The following is a 19,211-nucleotide window of genomic DNA, read 5'->3' on the forward strand; positions in this document are numbered from 1 at the left end:
TAAGCACTTTTCAGATGCTAAGACATTATTTACTTTCTGGAAAAACACACCAAACTTTCGCTTCTTTGTCTGTTCATTTACACAGGTTTGCTTTTTCGTATGCTCCAACACCCCTTCCGTGACAGCTATTTGGCGCACAAATGAGCCTGTTTTGCAAACAGAAAGATCTGACCGGGAAAAGGAAGAAATCCCGCCAGCCAAACAGATCTTTTATAAGAAGAGATAATTTGAACACCAAAAACAGCTTTGGCAATTAACGAGAGCTTACCTGCTGTAAAAACCAACAATAAAAAAAGAGCCCTCAAGCAAATGCACTCCAACAACATATTCCTTGATTGGATACTAGTTTACCTTTATTGATCGATTAATCATTACTAAAATACGATATTAATAACATTAAGCTTGACTATACAAACCTTATGGATTGGATAAATTAACAGGCTACAGTTTGCCGCGTGGTTTTAGCCAAATCTGATTGTCGGGAGCAGTTTGCCAACGGTTTTAGCCAAATTTAATCGTCGGGAGCATTTTGCCGCGTGGATTTACCCAAATCTGATCGTCGGGAGCAGTTTGCCGCGTGGTTTTAGCCAAGTTTGATCGTCGGGAGCAGTTTGCCGCGTGGTTTTAGCCAAGTTTGATCGTCGGGAGCATTTTGCCGCCTGGTTTTAGCCAAATTTAATCGTCGGGAGCATTTTGCCAACAGAAATAACAGTTTCCAACTTGTAAGATGGCAGTTTGCCAACGGTTTTAGCCAAGTTTGGTCGTCGGGAGCATTTTGCCGCGTGGTTTTAGCCAAATTTGATCGTCGGGAGCATTTTGCCAACAGAAATTCTAGTTTGTCAACTTCCTTTGCGACGGATGTTCATGATTCATTAGACCTAGGGTTTTACCTCAGTCTATTGATGTTTGAGCCCTTCATATTCTGTATTCTTTGTGCTCCTTAGCGTTGACTCCTTTTCTATATTAGATTCCCTTACAAAATCAGGCATTTAACTGGATCCAAAAAGCAAGGAGTAGATGATTAAAGCAATCAAAAGAAATCCTACGAAAAGGAAAAAGAAACCAAATACTTTCACGATCCGCCTTTTCTCTTCAGGAATCTCCATTTCGACGATTAATTCGTTCAACTTGCCCGATTTTTCCAATTCTTCATAATCTCTTGGCCTGTCGGCTTTGTATTCCTCCAACAGCACATGACCGGTAAAAATTACGGTATCCATGGGAAAGGATTCCGGACGAAAGTGCGTGTTGAAAAAATGAATGGTGAAGATAAAACCTACTGCCAGCAAGGCTTCATCGCTATGAATGATTTGAGCCACATTAATCAGCCAGCCAGGCATAAACTTGGTAAACAGCTCGGGAAACCATAAGACCAATCCGGTAAAACCGATAATGGCCACTCCCCAAAATACGGCTAAATAATCGAATTTCTCCCAATAAGTCCATCGCCCGTAATTTGGTCGTTCTCCCCTTCCTACAAACCACTTCATGCTTGCCCAAAAATCTTTAGCATCCTGACGGTTGAACAGCAGAGAATGCCTGCCAAATATAAATTGCGACCATCCAAAACCCATTTTTTTCTTGTTTTTAATGAGTGAAAAAAGATGAAAAACAAAATATCCGAAAGTAACTACGGCCCCCAAACGGTGCAATGTACCTGCCATTTCAACACCACCCAACAAATCAACCAGATGTCTGGCCCATTGCATATTTGCAAACTTAAGCATCATACCGGTTAGGGCCAATATCACAAAACTTAAAATAACAAACACATGGGTAATCCGTTGGCTTTCGGTAAATCGCCGGATATAAACAGCCTTGCCAAAATGAGGCATCAGTTTCTTCCGCCTTCGTTCGCGCAAGGATCGGGGCAACCATAAAAGGGTGTGCAAACCAAAAAAACCGAACACAGCAATCAGTAAGGAGGACATTCCCCAAAAGGTGAAATACAGAGCCGGGTATTTATCGCGGTTGTGATGTGTTGCGTGAGTTAAAAATCCGGTAAACCGCATGTTTGCATCCTCGTGGCATTTCTGGCAGGTTGCCACAATATTGTCGTAGCCAACGGCTGAATTTGGATCCTTCACATTCATATTGGAATGAGCGCCGTGACAATCGGAACATCGGGCTGCTTTTAAATAACCCAGCTGATAGGCCTTCCCATGATAGGTATCCATGTAGCTTTCTGACAAATGTTTGTGACAAAGGCCACATTGATGAGTAATTTCATGCATAAATTCATCTTTGTCGATCTCGGAAATAAGGTGAGCCGAATGACAAACCGTACAGGTCGGAAATTTTTGTTCTTCATTGTTTTTTGAAATTGCATGATCGCTCCGTATATATTCATTGTAAATTCCCTTGTGACAATTGCCACAAGTAGCGGGGATATTTTTTGGATAAACCGAGGATCTCACGTCACTGTCTTTCAGCATAAAATGGGTGGTGTGGCAGTCGGTACACACAGCGCTCGAAAGCAATCCTTTTTGGGTCATGCTTCGACCATGAACACTCATGGAGTAATCGTGGTATGCATCTACTTCTTTGAGCTCTGTTTGCTGAATTGCCCGGCCATTTTCCCGGTGACATCCTCCACAAAGTATTGGAATAGAGAGCCGGTAAACCGGCGAAGTCTCATCCTTTTTAGGTTTGACAATATGAGTACCGTGACAATCGGTGCAATAGGGCGCCGATTCTTTTCCCTCCAAATAGGCTGCACCATGCCCGCTTGCCATATATATTTCGTCAACTTCAGCATGACAACCGGAACAATCTACTTTTCCCGCCGTTTCGCAGGGGCGATATTTTTTTGCAGATACATCAGAGTGACATTTTACACAGGTGATGTTGTTATGAGCCCAATTTGTAAGATCATTCACATCAACCTGAAGAGAAATGGTATCCCCTTTAACAATTTTATGAATATCTTTTTTTTCGTGACACAGCAGACAAGAACGATCGGAAATACTCTCGACAATATTCTGGATGTTTACAATATGAGGCGGATGGCAATCGGTGCAGGCAGGAATAGCTCCCGGCTTTTTTTCCCACAACTGCTCATTGATCACCTTTGTATGAACCTGCTCTATTCGGGCATGGCATTTCATGCAGGTAGCTGCGATATTTTTAAGGGAAATGCTCGAAAGCCGGTTGGTATGGGGTAATATCAAATGGTTTCCATGACAATCGTTACAGGTTGCTGTAACAATCAAACCGCTTTTATACAATCCTTTGCCGTGGATACTCTGACTGTAGTTTTCTAAAATATTGTGTTCTGTAATCTGATAGGTTCGTGCAACAGGTGCTCCTTCGCGATGACATCTTCCACACAACACGGGAATATTCATTTTATAGGTTCGCGAACTAATATTGTTGTGAGAAAGAATATCGTGCTTTCCATGACACTCCTTACAATCGGGCGCATACCTGGCTTGTTTTTGATGTGCTTTGCCATGAACACCCATATTATACTTTTCTGCTGCCTGTTCGTGACAATTCCCACAATTTACAGGCAACATTGTTTCAGGATGTGGCCAGTCCTCTACTGCAGCTTCAGGATGACATTCGATACAGCTTATTTTCCCGTGAATAGAATTCGTTATTACAGGTAAATCGACCCATACAGATCGTGTTTTACCATTCACTTCCTTTGTAAGATAAGGATCGTCGTGGCACATCATACAAACATCGTCTTCCTGAGCAATAAGACTGTTGCTGCTGAGAAAGCCCAACAATAAAAGAAGCACTCCAAAAAACCGTTTCATTTTGGGGAGGTAGAAATCATCCATATCGAACTGATTAGTAACTAGCTCACTTACACAACATGTAAGTTACTGACTATTCAAACGAAATAAAAAAAAACTTAGGCAGTCGATACAAACCCACAGTAAATCCCCCGACTGTTGGTTTTTGTGCTTTTCAGGCCAGGTATTATTTCTGTTGCAAGCGGATTACATTCAATCGGAAGGAAGAGTTACTTTTTTCTTATCATTTCCCAGGTACAACCCCTAAATCCCCTAAAGGGGACTTCCACTTATATTTATAGTTGTTTTTTAAGACCATTTAGAGGGGTCATTTCAAGGCAATTCCAGAACCAACAAACCCGGAGTATTTCCCCGGGCTCATTTTCTTTGTGTTCTTTGTGCTGCACTTCGTTTTCCTTTGTGGTAAGAAACACGATTGAATATCACACTTTCTCGTTCTTACTTAAGATTCTCCTTTAAAAAATTGGTCATCATACCAAACAAGTGAAAACGGGTATTCCCGCCATAAATGCCATGATTTCGGTTGGTGTACAAATGCATCTGAAATTTTTTGTTGTGTTGAACCAGCTCTTCGGCCAGCTCCAGAGTATTCTGCATGTGCACATTATCGTCTGCAGTTCCATGTACCAGTAAAAATTTTCCTTTTAATTGATCTGCGAAGTAAATAGGAGCATATTCATCGTATCCTTTCGGATTTTCCTGCGGTGTGCGCAAGTATCTTTCCGAATAAACACTATCGTAATAACGATAGGTAGTTACCGGCGCAACAGCAATTCCTGCAGCAAACACATCTGCTCCGCGAAACATGCACAAAGAAGACATTTGTCCGCCAAAACTCCAGCCATACACGCCAATTTTATCGGCAGCAATAAAAGGCTGTTTTGCCATGTACTTTCCTGTTTCAATCAGGTCGATGGCTTCCAGATTCTGAATTTGCATATAGGTGCACTTCTTGAATTTTTCTCCTCTGCCACCTGTTCCCCGGTTATCGACACAAACCACCACAAATCCTTCCTGTGCCAAATAATCCGACCAATCGAAACTGTAACGATCCAGCACTTCCTGTGAACCCGGACCGCCATAAAAGGTTAACAAAGCAGGATATTCCTTGCTGCTATCAAAATCAACCGGCTTCATCATCCAGGCGTTCAACTCAACACCTTCGGAGGTTGTAAAGCTAAAAAACTCACGTTTTGGCAATTTGAACTCCTGCATTCTTTTTTTAAGATCCTGGTTCTCTTCCAACGTGCGGATCAATTTTCCTTTTGCATTGTGCAAAGTCACCAAAACAGGTTGCTCATTACCCGAAAAGTAGTTGATGTAATATTTGAATCCTTTGCTAAAATTTGCAGTATTACTTCCTTTGTCCGCGCTAAGCAAAGTGGTTTTCTTTCCTTTGATATCTACAGCATAAATTTCGCGTTGCAAAGGAGATACTGCTGCCGCCTGATAATAAAATAGTTTGCTTGACTCATCGTAACCTAAAAACCGGGTGACCTCCCAATCGCCACTGGTTATTTGTCTAACCGGATTTCCCTGCAAATCGTACAAATAAATGTGATTGAATCCAGACTTTTCACTGGTGAAAATAAAATGTTTCCCATCCTTCAAAAAGCTCAAGTCATCGTTAATATCAATCCATGCTTTGTTCTTCTCTTCGTACAATAATTTGGATTTTCCGCTTGCTGCATCAGCCAACAAAAGTTCATAATGATTCTGATGGCGGTTCAATCTCACAATACTCAACACCTTCGGATCTTGTGTCCATTGCATTCTCGGAATGTATTGGTCTGTTTCCTCTCCAATATCCATTGTTTTAGTTACTGCTGATTGCAAATCGTAAACATGAACACTCACAATAGAATTGTCTTCTCCTGCTTTTGGGTATTTAAACGTATAATTTTCGGGATACAAGGCATTCTCTGTTTTCTCAGGATTGGTTCCTTTAAAAACAGTCATGTTGAACTGTTTCACCTTGCTCTCATCAAAACGCATAAAGGCAATTCGTTTGCCGTCGGGCGACCATTGGTATGCCTGACTGAAGGAAAACTCTTCCTCATAAACCCAATCGGGTGCTCCGTTAATAATGTAATTGTATTTTCCATCGAAGGTAATCTGAACCTCTTTCTTCTTCTGAAGATCTTTTATAAAGAGATTGTTGTCCCTAAAAAAACAAATCTGATCGCCTGAAGGTGAAAAATCAGCCAATTGCTGTCTGCCTGCCGACAAAGCTTCCAAAGTCTTTTTATCGCGGTCGTACACATAAAATTCTGCTGAATAAGAATGTCGGTAAATATTCCGGCGATTACTTGCAATCAAAATCTTACGCTCATCGGAAGAGAACTGGTAAGAATCTATTCTTTTAATTTTATCAATACCAACTTCTGCTAAATCGAAAATTATTTCTTCAGATTCGCCTGTAGCGTAAGAAAATTTCTCAATTCGAATTCCCTGTTTTAAAACGGTATAAGACTCTCCGCTGTTCATAGACCGTAATCCGTAAACCGAACGGGCGCGGAAGGTTCCATTATTGGTGATATCTTCAAGTGTGAAACTCTTTTGTGCCTGCACCAGAGTCAGGCTTAACAGAGCAAATAAAATAAGTGTCAGTTTTTTCATGTTTTTTTTAGTGTTTGTTGAGTTTTGAGTCAAATACCGCAATCTACTGATGCCACATTAAAATAGTAAACGTCACATCAATTGATACCGTGCAGAATATCATCAACCAAGTATGAATTTTAGGTAGTTAGGCTAAGCAAGAAAACTTCGGGTTGAATAAAAATGGAAAAGGCTGGATCAACAAATCCAGCATTCGTAGAGGCCTTTGTAGGAATGTTTGTGTAGTATGGGAATAATTCTATTCATAAGTTTTTCTCGACGTGGTAAATCTATAATTTTTTTCGGACCTGTAATTGGAGATGACAGCTTATACAACTGATTTAAAAAGGTTCTAATTAAATTTCACTACAATTCCGATTGCAATTTCACGTATCCTTCCTCCGATAAATAACTGAAACTTTCCCGAATCCCATCTTTTCGAAAAACTGATGAGCCTCATGATTATTAATTCCAGATTCTAAATAGTAATCGGTAACACCTTTAGATTGATAAGTGCTTATTAATGACTCCAACAACAAGACTCCAACGCCCATATTCCGGCATGATTGATCAACCACAATATCACAAATTACACCAAAACATTCATTTCGATCCTTCGCAATTTCTCCAATAATAAACCCATTTACAATCCCGTTTTCTTCCGAAACTAAAACCGTATCCTTAAACTCATTCATTTGGGCATCTAAATATTCTTTCCATAGCAAAGAATAATTTTCAGCCAATATTCCTGTATCCAAAGCAATCCCCATTTGTATTTCACCATGAGATATATAAGATTTTTGCTTCTTTATGTTTTCACAAAACAGATTAACAACCTGTTCCTTATCGTGCTCTGTTGCTTTACGTATCATTATTTTCTATAAAAAATAGTTCTAATCAGTCTAAATGCACCAAACACAACACTTAAAAATATTAATAAAAATGTAAGGATAATAATTGTTACACCTCCATTAAATGCGAGCCTTTCATCGGCAGCAATTGCCTTAAAAAACGGCAATTCTGCCGGAGTCAGTAAAATACTAAAAAGCGAGGCTACCGAAATAATTCCTAAAATGAGATTTAATAAATTAGCTTGCTTTATCTCCCTGCTGTTTGTCACATTATTTAAAGATTGGTCAATTTGACTAATTGCATTCTGTAACTGATTGTAATCTCTCTCCAAACCAAGTCTTTTCTCCGTACGCTCATACATAATTTTATGAGAAACAAATCGGGAAAATCTTACTGCATCAAGCTTTAATAAGGTATTTGATATTTCAAGTGTCAGCAAGGCATTTTCTTCGATCAATTTGCGTGTGTTTTTTTGTCGGGACACCTTAATTGTGTTATTGATAAAATGAGAAAGAGCATTATTTATTGCTTGCTTCTTAGCGATTATCATTTCAACAATCAACAAATATTCAGGCCAAGACACATGATATTTTGCTCTTTCGGCCAAATGCTCTTTCCAATCGGTTGGCGAATCCTTCCCTCTTAAACCATAAGTCCCAAATACAATACAAATATTTTGATTTGCTAAAACAAGATCATCTGTGTCAATAGCAATATTCTTTCCACATATCTCTTCAAAATCAGAACTCAACCGATAGGGCCATTCATACGGATAAAGAGTAAGCAAGCCTATCATTTCAGATTGATGATGATTTTCGATGTGTTCGATAATTTCATCTTCAGCCATTTTTGCAAAGCTTATTCCCTGCTGATGACCAACATTCTCCCAAACATCAATAAAAACATATATTGGATCAACTATCGAACTTTCGGAATTGCTCTTAGTAAACAAAAATTTGTATCGCTCAAGAACTTTTAAAAATACCTCTTTCTTACCCGTTTTTTCAACAGGAATATCTAACCAGTTGGTCGATTCATCAAGATACAATTCTGAGATACTGATGCTTTCAACATCGTTATCTATATCAGAACAATCCAAATCTCCATTTTGCGACCAATGCTCAGTAGCCAATGGGATTCCTGCAAGCGCAATTAGCTCATCAGTATTTAATGAAGTACTTGATTCACAAAAACCTTCATGATCCCAGTCTAAATCTTTGGTTGAATCAATCACCAACCGATAGGAAATACATACTGTATTATTAAAAAATAAAGATGCTTCAACATGCACATATCCATTGATCTCAGGGCCATTATCTTCAAGTTTTATACTGGTTCTGAAACCTTTCAATTTGTATCTGCAAATTAACTTCTCATCACCAAGTCCCTGTAAATTAAAAATCTGATGGTCAATAGAATTAGTAAGGGTTTCAACAAATACATGTTGATCATCAAATTTCACTTTATTTCCTATCGAAAAGGAATGTAAATAGACAATGGATAAACCATTATAAATTAATCCTGAAGGACATTGATTAATATTTTTCATTGGGACAATACTTGAAATTAAAGTTAGAAGCTTTTAAAAATAGAAAAACATAATAATATCACAAAAAAATAATTTGAAAAAATTATTCCGTGATTCTATCCAAAAAAAAAACTTCCCCTTTCGGAGAAGCCTGTCAACTATTTAATTACAATAAAGGAATCTACTTAAACTCTTTTTTTAATTGCTCTACCCAAGCTTCAATTCTTTCGTTTGACAAACCTGCCTGATTCTCGATATCGAGAGCCAAACCTAAGAATTTGCTATCGCGTAAAGCAACAGACTTTTCAAATTTATAGCCTTCCGGAGAAGTCAATCCAATTACTTTTGCTCCTCGTTCTTCCAGTGCAATTGCCAAAAGACCAATTGCATCTACAAAATTTTCAGGATATCCAACCTGATCGCCTAAACCAAACAAAGCAACTGTTTTGCCTTTTAGCTTTAGATCCTCAATAGCAGGCATAAACTCGTCCCAGTAGTTTGGTAATTCACCATCGAACCATGTTGGAACACCTAATATCAGATTATCGTAAGCCAAAAAAATTTCTTCGTCAACTTCCTCAACATTTACACTTTCCACCTCGGCAGAAGTTCCGAAAGCTTTCTTTATTTTCTCAGCATTCTTAGCTGTTTTGTTCGTATTGAAACTATAGAATAAACCTATTTTTTTCATTTTATCTTTGGGTTTTAGATGTGAGAACTGAGAGATGAGAAAAAAAATGAGCGCTTTAAAAATGTCTCAAATCTCATAACTTATATCTCCTAATCTGATATTAATACTCTATCAGCTTTTTTGCAGCAGCGTAAATTTTATCATTATTTGGAAGAACTGCTTTTTCCAATATACGATTAAAACCAACCGGTGTAAATTCAGATCCTACACGCTTTACCGGAGCATCCAATTTATCAAAAGCTTTTTCGGTAATTGTTGCTGAAATTTCAGCTCCAAATCCTGAAAATACTTTGTCTTCATGAACAACCATTACTTTATTGGTTTTTGCTACCGATTTTAGTATCGTTTCAATATCCATCGGTACCAATGAGCGAAGATCAATTACCTCAACCTGTTTTCCTGTATCTTCGGCCAACTTATCGGCAACCTCAACACACATGTGGGTTGTATTTCCATAAGTCACGATCGTTAAATCAGCACCTTCTCTTCGTACTCTTGCTTTTCCAAACGGAACTTCAAAGTCATCAGGTACAGCAGCCGATGCTTTCGGATCGTTATACAAAGCCTTAGGCTCCATAAACACAGTCATTCCCTTCGAACGGATACTAGTACGCAACAAACCTGCTGCATCATCAGCATACGATGGGTAAACAATGCGAACACCCGGAAAAGTTGCCAATGCTCCTTCAATATTCTGCGAGTGATACAATCCTCCGCCAATATATCCACCAGATGCTAAACGAACGGTAATATTCGGTGAATACTGCCCTTTTGTTCTCCAATATTCGTGAGTAGTTTCAACAAACTGCTCCATTGCAGGCCAAAAATAGTCAGCAAATTCAGCACCTTCAACAACAATTCTGATTTTATCGTTGAAACGGCTCATTCCATTCGCTGTTCCCATAATATAGTCTTCGGCAATAGGAGCATTAAATACCCTGTCTTTACCAAATTCCTGCTGCATCCCTTTGGAAACATTAAAAATTCCACCTTTATCTTTATTGGCAATATCCTGTCCCCAAATAAAAGTATCTGGATTAAGACGGAATTCTGCCTTTAAGGTCTCATTTAATCCTTCAATCAACTTTTTGTTGTTGCCTGTAAAATTGTGTAATCCTTCAGGATATTTCTCAGAAACATACGGTTCAGGGATCACAAAATCGTGAATGGATGCCGGATCAGGATCCGGTGCACTTAAACCTGCTTTATGCGCTTTTTTTACTTCCAGTTTCACTTCTGCTTCAATAGCCAACAGTTCCTCTTCGGTAAAACGCTTGTAACGAACCAATAACCTTCGGTACTTCGCCAATGGATCGTATTCTGTAACGTAGTTTAATTCAGCATTATCGCGGTACAACTCATGCTTATCGGAATTGGAGTGTGAACCCATACGAACACAGTTGGCCTGAACAATTACCGGAGTTGAAGTTTCCAGAGCAATTTGTTTTGCTTCAGTCATTGCATTCATCGAATCAAAAACATCTTTTCCGTTACAATGAATAATTTTCAGGTACTTCATTCCACGGAAGTTATCAGCAACTTTTCTGTTCGCGGTCTGATCTTTCTTAGGAACCGAAATTCCATATCCGTTATCCTGAAATACAAATACTACAGGAAGCTGCTCATTGGTTGCTCCGTTAATGGCCTCGTAAACATATCCTTCCGATACCGACGATTCTCCCTGAGAACTAATTACAACTCCTTTGTGCTTGTATTTTTTTACTGCGCGACCTAAACCTACTGCATGCAATGTGTGATTTCCTGTACAGGAAGATACATTGTGAACATTCCATTCCGGTTTTGCAAAGTGATTTGACATGTGACGACCACCACCTGCTACATCTGTATCTTTTGAGATTCCATTAAAGATAATCTCTTCGGCCGTTAATCCTGCAGAAATAGAGGTGAGCATATCTCTGTAGTAAGGGAATAAGTGATCTGTTTTACGATCGAATACCTGCCCAATAGCCAATTGAATTCCATCATGTCCGGCATAAGGAGCATGGTAAGACCAGCCTATTGCCTGCTTTAAGTAGTTTGGAGCTTTTTCGTCCAACGCTCTACCCAAGGTCATCAAATGAAACCAACGACCAAGCAATTCCTTTGAGGTTTTTTTTATGCTAAACTTTTTACTTTCAGTCATCTTATCAGTTTTGTTTGTAGTATTTTCTACGGATGTTATTTCCAATGTTTCCATGATTTAAAATGCTCTATTACTATCAATATCTTCAAGATAATCTGCGATTCTTCGCAAAAATGCTCCACCTAAAGCTCCATCTACAACACGGTGGTCATAAGAAAGAGACAAGAACATTTTTTGGCGGACAACAATTGCATCTCCAGCTGGAGTTTCAATTACGGCAGGCTTCTTTTCTATGGTTCCAACTGCTAAAATTGCAACCTGTGGCTGATTGATAATTGGCGTTCCCATTACATTTTTGAAGGATCCAAAATTTGATATTGTAAATGTCCCCCCCTGAATATCATCTGGACTTAATTTATTATTTCGTGCATCGGTTGCCAAACGATTCATATCATTTGCCAAACCAATTAGGTTTTTCTGATCTGAATTCTTTATTACCGGCACGATTAAGTTTCCACTTGGCAGAGCTACCGCAACACCAACATTAATATTCTTTCTGAGAATAACGTTGTATCCGTCAACCGAAGCATTCACTCCGGGAAACTCACGCAAAGCTTTAGAAACAGCTTCTATAATAATCGGCATGTAAGTAATCTTGGTTCCTTCTTTTTTAAAGAATTCATCCTTTACTTTATTTCTCCAATTAACCATATCGGTAACATCCGCTTCAACCATGGCAGTAACATGCGGAGAGGTTTGCTTCGACATTACCATGTGATCGGCAATGATTCTTCTCATACGATCCATTTCCACAATCTGATCCTGTGCTCCAATTGACATTGAAACTTTAGGCTTTTCAGCTGCTGGAGCTTTAGCAGGAGCAGAAACAGTTTTAACTTCAGGAGCAGAAACAGTTGTTCCATTGCGACTGGACAAGTAATCCAAAACATCTTGTTTTTGAACTCTTCCCTCGGTACCATGTCCAGTAATTGTTTCCAGCTCTTGAACAGTAATATTTTCACTTTTCGCAATGCTTTTCACAAGCGGAGAATAAAATCGGCCTGAAGCAGATTGAATATCAGAGGAACTTACACTTCCTGCAGCTTCCTGAGGAATTGTTTCGGATACAGAAGTGCTAACGCTTGCTTTAACTGGTTCTTCTACATCATCTGCATCACCTAAGGCAATGATCGCAACGACTTCGCCAACAGGAACAACGTCATTTTCTTTAAATCGGATTTCAATTACTTTTCCGTCTACCGGACAAGGTATTTCAGAATCCACTTTATCTGTTGCAATTTCAAAAAGCATATCATCTTCTTCCACCTGATCATTCAACTTCACGAACATTTTCGTGATAGTAGCTTCTTGTACGCTCTCGCCCAACTTAGGCATTATGATTTCAAAGCTAGACATATAACTTATAGTTTAATATTTATAATCATATTTAAATGTTTCGATACAAATATAAAAATTTATTCTTATTTAGATTTATTAAAGCTATTAATAATTGTAATCTCCACATTACAATTTTTTATTATCGTATAGATTTCCTTGATAAGGGCAAAATTCTTTTACAAAAGTTACCACATTCTTATTATTCAGATTAATTTTGAGACTGAAAAATAACATGAAATGAAAGAATTCACATTTAGCCTAGAAATCACTTCCTCGCAGGAAGAAGTATATAATGCCCTAACCAATTCTTTTCAAATTGAACTTTGGACCGGATATCCAGCTGTAATGGATGAAAACCCCGGCACTATTTTCTCTCTTTGGGAAGGAGATATTACAGGTGTTAATCTGGAGATTGTAAAAGATTATAAGATAGTTCAGGAGTGGTTCTTTGGAGAAACTGAAAGTCCATCAATTGTGACCTTGCTGATAAAAAAAGCCGGTTCAAGATCCCGGATTGAACTAACTCATACCAACATACCTGATGAAGCTTACGATGAGATTGTTGAAGGTTGGAAAGATTACTATTTAGGGTCGGTTAAGAACTTTTTAGAATTTTATTAATAGACTTTTGCCACCAGCCCTTAGCTTATGGCAAAAAGAAAGCGCAGGCAATTTACAGTACCTGCGCTTTTCTATTTTTTCAGAAAAATTATTCTACGATAATCACTTCATCGAAAATTTCAATTTTGTCACCGGGACGAATTTTTGCTCTTTTACGAGTTTCCACTTCTCCATTTCGAAATACAATTCCATCTTCAACAAAAATCTTAGCCTGAGCGCCACTCTCACTAATACGAGTTACTTTAATCAACTTAATCAACTCAATATATTCAGTTTCAATCTTAAATTTTATCATCCCTATCCAGTAATTTGAATCGCAAAAGTAATCTTTTTCTCCTCTTAATGAAAGAACAAATAAGCAATTGCTATTGCCGCAACAATACCAGCAAAATCAGCAATTAGTCCACAGGTAACAGCATATCTTGTATTCTTAATTCCCACAGCTCCAAAATAGACAGCAATAATATAAAAAGTAGTATCTGTAGCTCCTTGCAGTGTTGATGCTAATCTGCCAACAAAGCTATCTGCTCCGTGCGTTTGCATCGCATCCACCATCATGCCTCTGGCACCACTACCACTCAATGGTTTCATCAATGCGGTAGGTAAAGCTTCTACAAAATCGGAATTTACACCAACAAAAACACAAAATCTTCGCGCTCCTTCAATCACCAAATCCATTGTTCCTGATGCTCTAAATACCCCAATTGCAACCAAAATAGCAACCAAATAAGGAATTATTTTAATGGCAATTGAAAATCCCTCTTTTGCTCCATCAATAAAACTCTCATAAACATTCACCTTTTTTCGTGATGCCAAAAGTATAAATGCAATAATGACAGAAAATAAGAATACATTACTAACTACAGTAGAAATTTGAGTTATTTGATCCTTTTCCAAGCTTGAAAAATAAGTAATCAACCCAATAATAAAGACAGTTAATCCTCCCAGATAAGCCAAAACAACTTTGTCCCAAAGTTTTATTTTCTGTACAATTGCAACACTAATCAAACCGGCCAGTGTAGAAAAATAAGTTGCCAGTAATATGGGGATAAAAATATCAGAAGGATTCACAGCTCCTAATTGCGCCCTGTAAACCATGATGGATATTGGAATAATCGTTAATCCGGAAGTATTCAGCACCAAAAACATAATTTGTGCATTGGATGCGGTGTCCTCCGATGGATTAACAGACTGCATTTCCTTCATCGCCTTTAATCCTAATGGCGTAGCTGCATTATCCAAGCCAAGCATATTTGCCGCTAAATTCATCATTATCGAACCGTGTGCAGTATGTCCTTTGGGTATTTCAGGAAACAACTTGTTGAAAAACGGACCAATCAAACGTGAAAAAACTTTTACAATTCCTCCATTTTCCCCGATTTTCATTATTCCTAACCACAAAGTCAGAACACCCGTCAGGCCTAAAGAAATATCAAAACCTGTTTTAGCCATATCGAATGTTGAATTCACCATATTGGGAAATACCTCCATATCGCCAAAAACGATCAACTTGATCAATCCTACAACAAATGCAACAACAAAAAAGAAAATCCAAAGATAATTTAAGGCCATAAAATTATTTTTAATGTATTAAAATGTGGTTAAATACTACTTGTTACTCTGGTTTTCTTTTATCAATTGCAATCTTTCCTTTGGATAAGACTCATTTGATTTTAGATTTGCAGCCTTTCTGTAATAGAAACGGGCAACTGAATAATTTCCCTTATTGTAGGCTTCATCTGCCTGATTAATAAGTTTTTTATACTCAGCATCCAGCTTCTGATTTTTTTTCGAATTTATAAACTCCTCAATTTTATCCAATTGCTTATCGGCGTACTTTTCAGAAGCATCTAACTCCCTGGCTTTTTGATAATAAAATTTTGCTACAGAATAATTCTTTTTCGTTAATTCTTCATCACCTTTAGCAATTAACTTACGATATTCCTCTGTTAATTCAGAATTCCTGCCTTCTCTTATCAATTTATCAATTTCCTTTAATTTCTTTTTAGGATAATCCCGATCAAATAATTCAAGCGCTCTTTCATACATTACCTTTGCAACCGTAAAATGAGATGCTTTAAATGAATCATCCCCTTTTGTAATCATCGATGCATATTCCCTTTCCTTCGCAATAGACAATTTCTTTTCAAAATTGGTTGGGTTATTTAAAACAGCCTCCTTGTCAGCTAACTTTAATGCTGCCACTAATTTTTCAATCTCTTGCAATTTCTGCTTAGGATACTCCTCTTCCGGCTTCATATTAAGTGCTGAATTGAAATGATGACGTGCAACACTAAATTGCTCTTCTTTCAGAAATTTATCTCCTAATTTAATTTCCACACCATACAAACGATTCAACTCTTTCAATTTTTCAGCTTCTCTTGCTTGCTGCTCCTGTAATACTTCAATTCTCTTTAGCTGATTTTTAGGATAAGATTCTGCCGGTTTCAAATCCAATGCTCCCTGATATTTTACCATTGATGCTGTGTACTCTTCCCGGCTAAAAAACTGATCTGCTTGCTCAATCAATGCTTTGTACTGAAATTGCAATGTTGATTTTTCCTCTTCCAATTTCTCCAACTCTTTCAATATCAATTTAATTTCTTCTATTTGATTAGGAGGATAAACCTCCGTAGGTTTCAGCTTTTGAGCCTTTTCATACTCCCCAATTGCAGATTGCCATCTTTTTCCTTCATAATATTTATCAGCAAGAGCGATGCAATTACTATACTCTCTTTCAGTGGCTCGCAAAGCCTCAGCAATTCCGGCTTCTTCTTCAGCCTTGGCTTTCAGCTGTTTCACGATTTCGTCAATCTTCTGAATCTGAGTTTTCGGATAACTTTCGTCACTCCTGATTTCCAAAGCTGAAGCATAATTGTTTCTTGACGATTCATAAGCTTCTGAAAAAAATTGAGAATCAGCTAAACCAATAAATGAATTGTATTTTTCATCCAATCCTTTTTTCTCTAGTGCTAACCTAGCCTCTTCCTCGGCCAAACGTTTCTGTTCAGACAAAATATCATCGATTCTTTTAATTTGAACTTTTGGGTAAGATTCTTTTCCCTTCAATTCTAAAGCATCCGTATAGCTTGTTCGAGACGATTGGTAATCACAGCTGGAAAACTGTGAGTCAGCTAATGCAATAATTGATGCATATTTATCATCTAAAGCTTTCTTTTGAGATGCCAATCGAGCGGCTTCACTAGCCTCTGCCTGTTGGTTTGCCAATAAGTCATCAATCTTTTGAATTTGAGTTTTTGGATACGCTTCTCCAGATTTCAAGCTTAGAGCTTCAGTATAATTAGTTTTGGCCAATTGAAATTCTTCTGATGAAAATTGAGAATCAGCCAACTTGATAACAGAAGTATATTTTTCATCCAAGGCTTTTTTCTCCGCCAACAGGCGTTTTGCATTTTCCGCTTCAGCTTGCTGAGCGGCCAATATTTCATCAATCTTTTGCATTTGGGATTTTGGATAAACTTCGCTATCCTTTAAGCTTAAAGCTTCTGAATAGTTTGATTTAGAAGACTGATAGTCAGCAGACACAAACTGTGAGTCAGCTAATTTGATAACAGATGCATATTTTTCGTCCAAGGTTTTCTTTTCAGCTAGTAAACGAGCCACCTTATCAGCTTCCGCCTGCTGAGCATCCAATATTTCATTGATTTTTTGAATTTGAGTTTTTGGATAAGCCTCTGCCAACTTTAAATTTAAAGCATCTTTGTAGGTATTTTTTGCAGAATCATAATCTCCGGATGAAAACTGTGAATCGGCCAAGGCAACAACAGATGCGTATTTTTCATCCAAGACTTTCTTTTGAGATGCCAATCTTGCTGCTTCGTCAGCTTCTGCTAACTGCTTTGCCAACATTCCATCAATCTTTTGGATTTGAGATCTTGGATATGTTTCGTTTGCTTTTAAACTCAACGCATCGGAGTAAGTGGTCATAGAAGTCTGATAGTTGCCAGCATAAAATTGAGAATCAGCCAAATTAATTATCGATGCATATTTTTCTTCCAAAGCTTTATTTTCAGCAAGCAAGCGAGCGGCCTCATCAGCTTCTGCTTTTTGCACAGCCAATATCCCATCAATCTTTTGTATCTGAGATTTTGGATATGCTTCCTCTTCTTTCAAATCCATTGCTTCAGAATAACTGGTTTTAGACAACTGATAATCTCCTGCTGAAAATTGAGAATCGGCCAAATTAATTATCGATGTATATTTTTCTTCCAACGCTTTATTTTCAGCAAGCAAGCGAGCGGCCTCATCAGCTTCTGCTTTTTGCACAGCCAATATCCCATCAATCTTCTGTATCTGAGATTTTGGATAAACCTCCTTAGCTTTCAAACCTAAAGCATCTGAATAACTGGTTCTGGAAGATTGATAATCACCTGATAAAAACTGTGAATCAGCCAAATTAATAATTGCAGCATATTTTTCTTCCAGGGCTTTCTCTTTCGCTAGTAATCGAGCAGCTTCATCAGCTTCTGCTTTCTGATTAGCAAGAATCCCATCAATCTTCTGTATCTGAGATTTTGGATAAACCTCTTCAGCCTTCAAACTCAAAGCTTCAGCATAAGCTGTTTTGGAAGACTGATAATCGCCAATTGAAAACTGAGAATCTGCCATAGCAATTGCTGATGCATATTTCTCTTCCATTGCTTTTTTATCGGCAGCTAACTGTGCTTGCTGCGCCAGTAAATCACTAATTTTCTGAATTTGGTTTTTAGGATATCCTTCGTTTGGTTTTACTTCTAAAGCACTTGTATAGTTCGTTTTAGAAAGTTCGTAATCTTTAGCCTCAAATTGGCTATCAGCTTGAGTAATCAATGTTAAATATTTTTCGTCCAAGGCTTTTCGTTCTGCTTCTATACGGGCTTTTTCCTCTGCATTAGCCAGTTCCAGCCCAACCAATTCATCAATCTTTTGCAATTGTGTTTTTGGATAATCCTCATCAGGCATAATTGCCAAAGCCTCTTTATAACCAGCTTTCGACAAGTCATATTTCTGAGCATTAAAATTAATATCACCTCTTTGAATCGCTGCCTTATAAGCTCGTTCTTTTGCCAATCTTTGCGCCTCTAGCTCTGCTGCTCGTTTCTTGGCTTCTTCTTCTGCTTTTTTAATTGCATCTCTAATTTGAGAATCGTAATCCCGATCATAATCAAAGTCATCTAACTCCTTATCATACATGATCATTCCCATAGGTTGATCAAAAACAGAAAGATCAAGCCCCTCGTATGCAGGAAATAGGGAAACCATAAATTTAAAGGGTGGAAATTGATTGTCTCTACTAAGAATATCTATTGGTACAAAAGTAGAAATACTAACTTTTTTGGTAACAAATCCTTTTTTCGAAAATTCAAGAATATATTCATTCCCAAAATCCAATTCGTATTCAAACTTGCCGCTATTATCTATAATTCCCGACTCCATTTTTTTTGCATTTTTTAAAATGGTAATTCGAGTATTTTCAATACTTCCGTTTTCAATCTTTACTTTTCCAAAAATTGAATATTTATCCTGAGCTACAGCCAAATCAGGAAGACTAAATAAAAAGAATAAGAAAATAGAAAAAACTATTAATATGTGAAATTTTGAAGAATTATTCATATCAAACAAAACGCTTTTACTTTACCATTAAAAAAAAAAGACCTATCAGCCACTTCTCATTGC

11 protein-coding genes are annotated in these 19,211 nt (G+C 37.8%); 1 reads left to right on the plus strand and 10 read right to left on the minus strand.

The annotated features are described in order from the left end of the window. Positions 1-989 precede the first annotated feature (989 nt). The 7 genes from ACKU4N_RS16080 to ACKU4N_RS16110 form a co-directional block, all read right to left on the minus strand. Positions 990-3,788, minus strand: a complete 2,799-nt coding sequence (locus ACKU4N_RS16080; protein ID WP_321318077.1) for a hypothetical protein — start codon at positions 3,786-3,788, stop codon at positions 990-992. Between the two features lie 414 nt (positions 3,789-4,202). Further along, entirely contained in the window at positions 4,203-6,383 is a 2,181-nt protein-coding gene (locus tag ACKU4N_RS16085) for a S9 family peptidase (RefSeq protein ID WP_321318078.1), read from the minus strand. A gap of 365 nt (positions 6,384-6,748) precedes the next feature. Then, positions 6,749-7,234: a GNAT family N-acetyltransferase gene (locus tag ACKU4N_RS16090; RefSeq protein WP_321318080.1), complete on the minus strand. Its 486-nt coding sequence runs from the start codon at positions 7,232-7,234 to the stop codon at positions 6,749-6,751. Beyond that, complete coding sequence (locus tag ACKU4N_RS16095) at positions 7,234-8,763, minus strand: hypothetical protein (RefSeq protein ID WP_321318081.1); 1,530 nt, start codon at positions 8,761-8,763, stop codon at positions 7,234-7,236. Before ACKU4N_RS16095 ends, ACKU4N_RS16090 begins: the two co-directional genes overlap by 1 nt. 160 nt (positions 8,764-8,923) lie before the next feature. Continuing rightward, a complete protein-coding gene (locus tag ACKU4N_RS16100) occupies positions 8,924-9,433 on the minus strand; it encodes a flavodoxin (RefSeq protein ID WP_321318083.1) in 510 nt (169 codons plus the stop codon). Between the two features lie 100 nt (positions 9,434-9,533). Further along, positions 9,534-11,576 (minus strand): alpha-ketoacid dehydrogenase subunit alpha/beta, encoded by a 2,043-nt coding sequence (locus tag ACKU4N_RS16105; RefSeq protein ID WP_321318085.1) that lies wholly within the window; start codon positions 11,574-11,576, stop codon positions 9,534-9,536. Between the two features lie 57 nt (positions 11,577-11,633). Then, positions 11,634-12,932 (minus strand): dihydrolipoamide acetyltransferase family protein, encoded by a 1,299-nt coding sequence (locus ACKU4N_RS16110; protein ID WP_321318087.1) that lies wholly within the window; start codon positions 12,930-12,932, stop codon positions 11,634-11,636. A 219-nt stretch (positions 12,933-13,151) separates the two neighbouring features. Between ACKU4N_RS16110 and ACKU4N_RS16115 the strand changes: the two genes are divergently transcribed. Further along, positions 13,152-13,535, plus strand: a complete 384-nt coding sequence (locus ACKU4N_RS16115) for an SRPBCC domain-containing protein (RefSeq protein WP_321318089.1) — start codon at positions 13,152-13,154, stop codon at positions 13,533-13,535. 88 nt (positions 13,536-13,623) lie between these two features. Here the strand turns inward: ACKU4N_RS16115 and ACKU4N_RS16120 are convergent, their stop codons facing one another. The 3 genes from ACKU4N_RS16120 to ACKU4N_RS16130 are packed head-to-tail and all read right to left on the minus strand — an operon-like array spanning position 13,624 to position 19,148. Beyond that, positions 13,624-13,830, minus strand: coding sequence for an RNA-binding S4 domain-containing protein (locus ACKU4N_RS16120; protein WP_156196232.1), 207 nt, complete (start codon positions 13,828-13,830; stop codon positions 13,624-13,626). Positions 13,831-13,874: 44 nt separating this feature from the next. Then, positions 13,875-15,107 (minus strand): spore maturation protein, encoded by a 1,233-nt coding sequence (locus ACKU4N_RS16125; protein WP_321318091.1) that lies wholly within the window; start codon positions 15,105-15,107, stop codon positions 13,875-13,877. Between the two features lie 36 nt (positions 15,108-15,143). After that, the gene (locus tag ACKU4N_RS16130; protein WP_321318093.1) at positions 15,144-19,148 is read right to left on the minus strand and encodes a hypothetical protein; all 4,005 of its coding nucleotides are present in this window, start codon (positions 19,146-19,148) and stop codon (positions 15,144-15,146) included. Positions 19,149-19,211 lie beyond the last annotated feature (63 nt).

The organism is Labilibaculum sp. (genome assembly GCF_963664555.1).
Classification (GTDB): domain Bacteria; phylum Bacteroidota; class Bacteroidia; order Bacteroidales; family Marinifilaceae; genus Labilibaculum.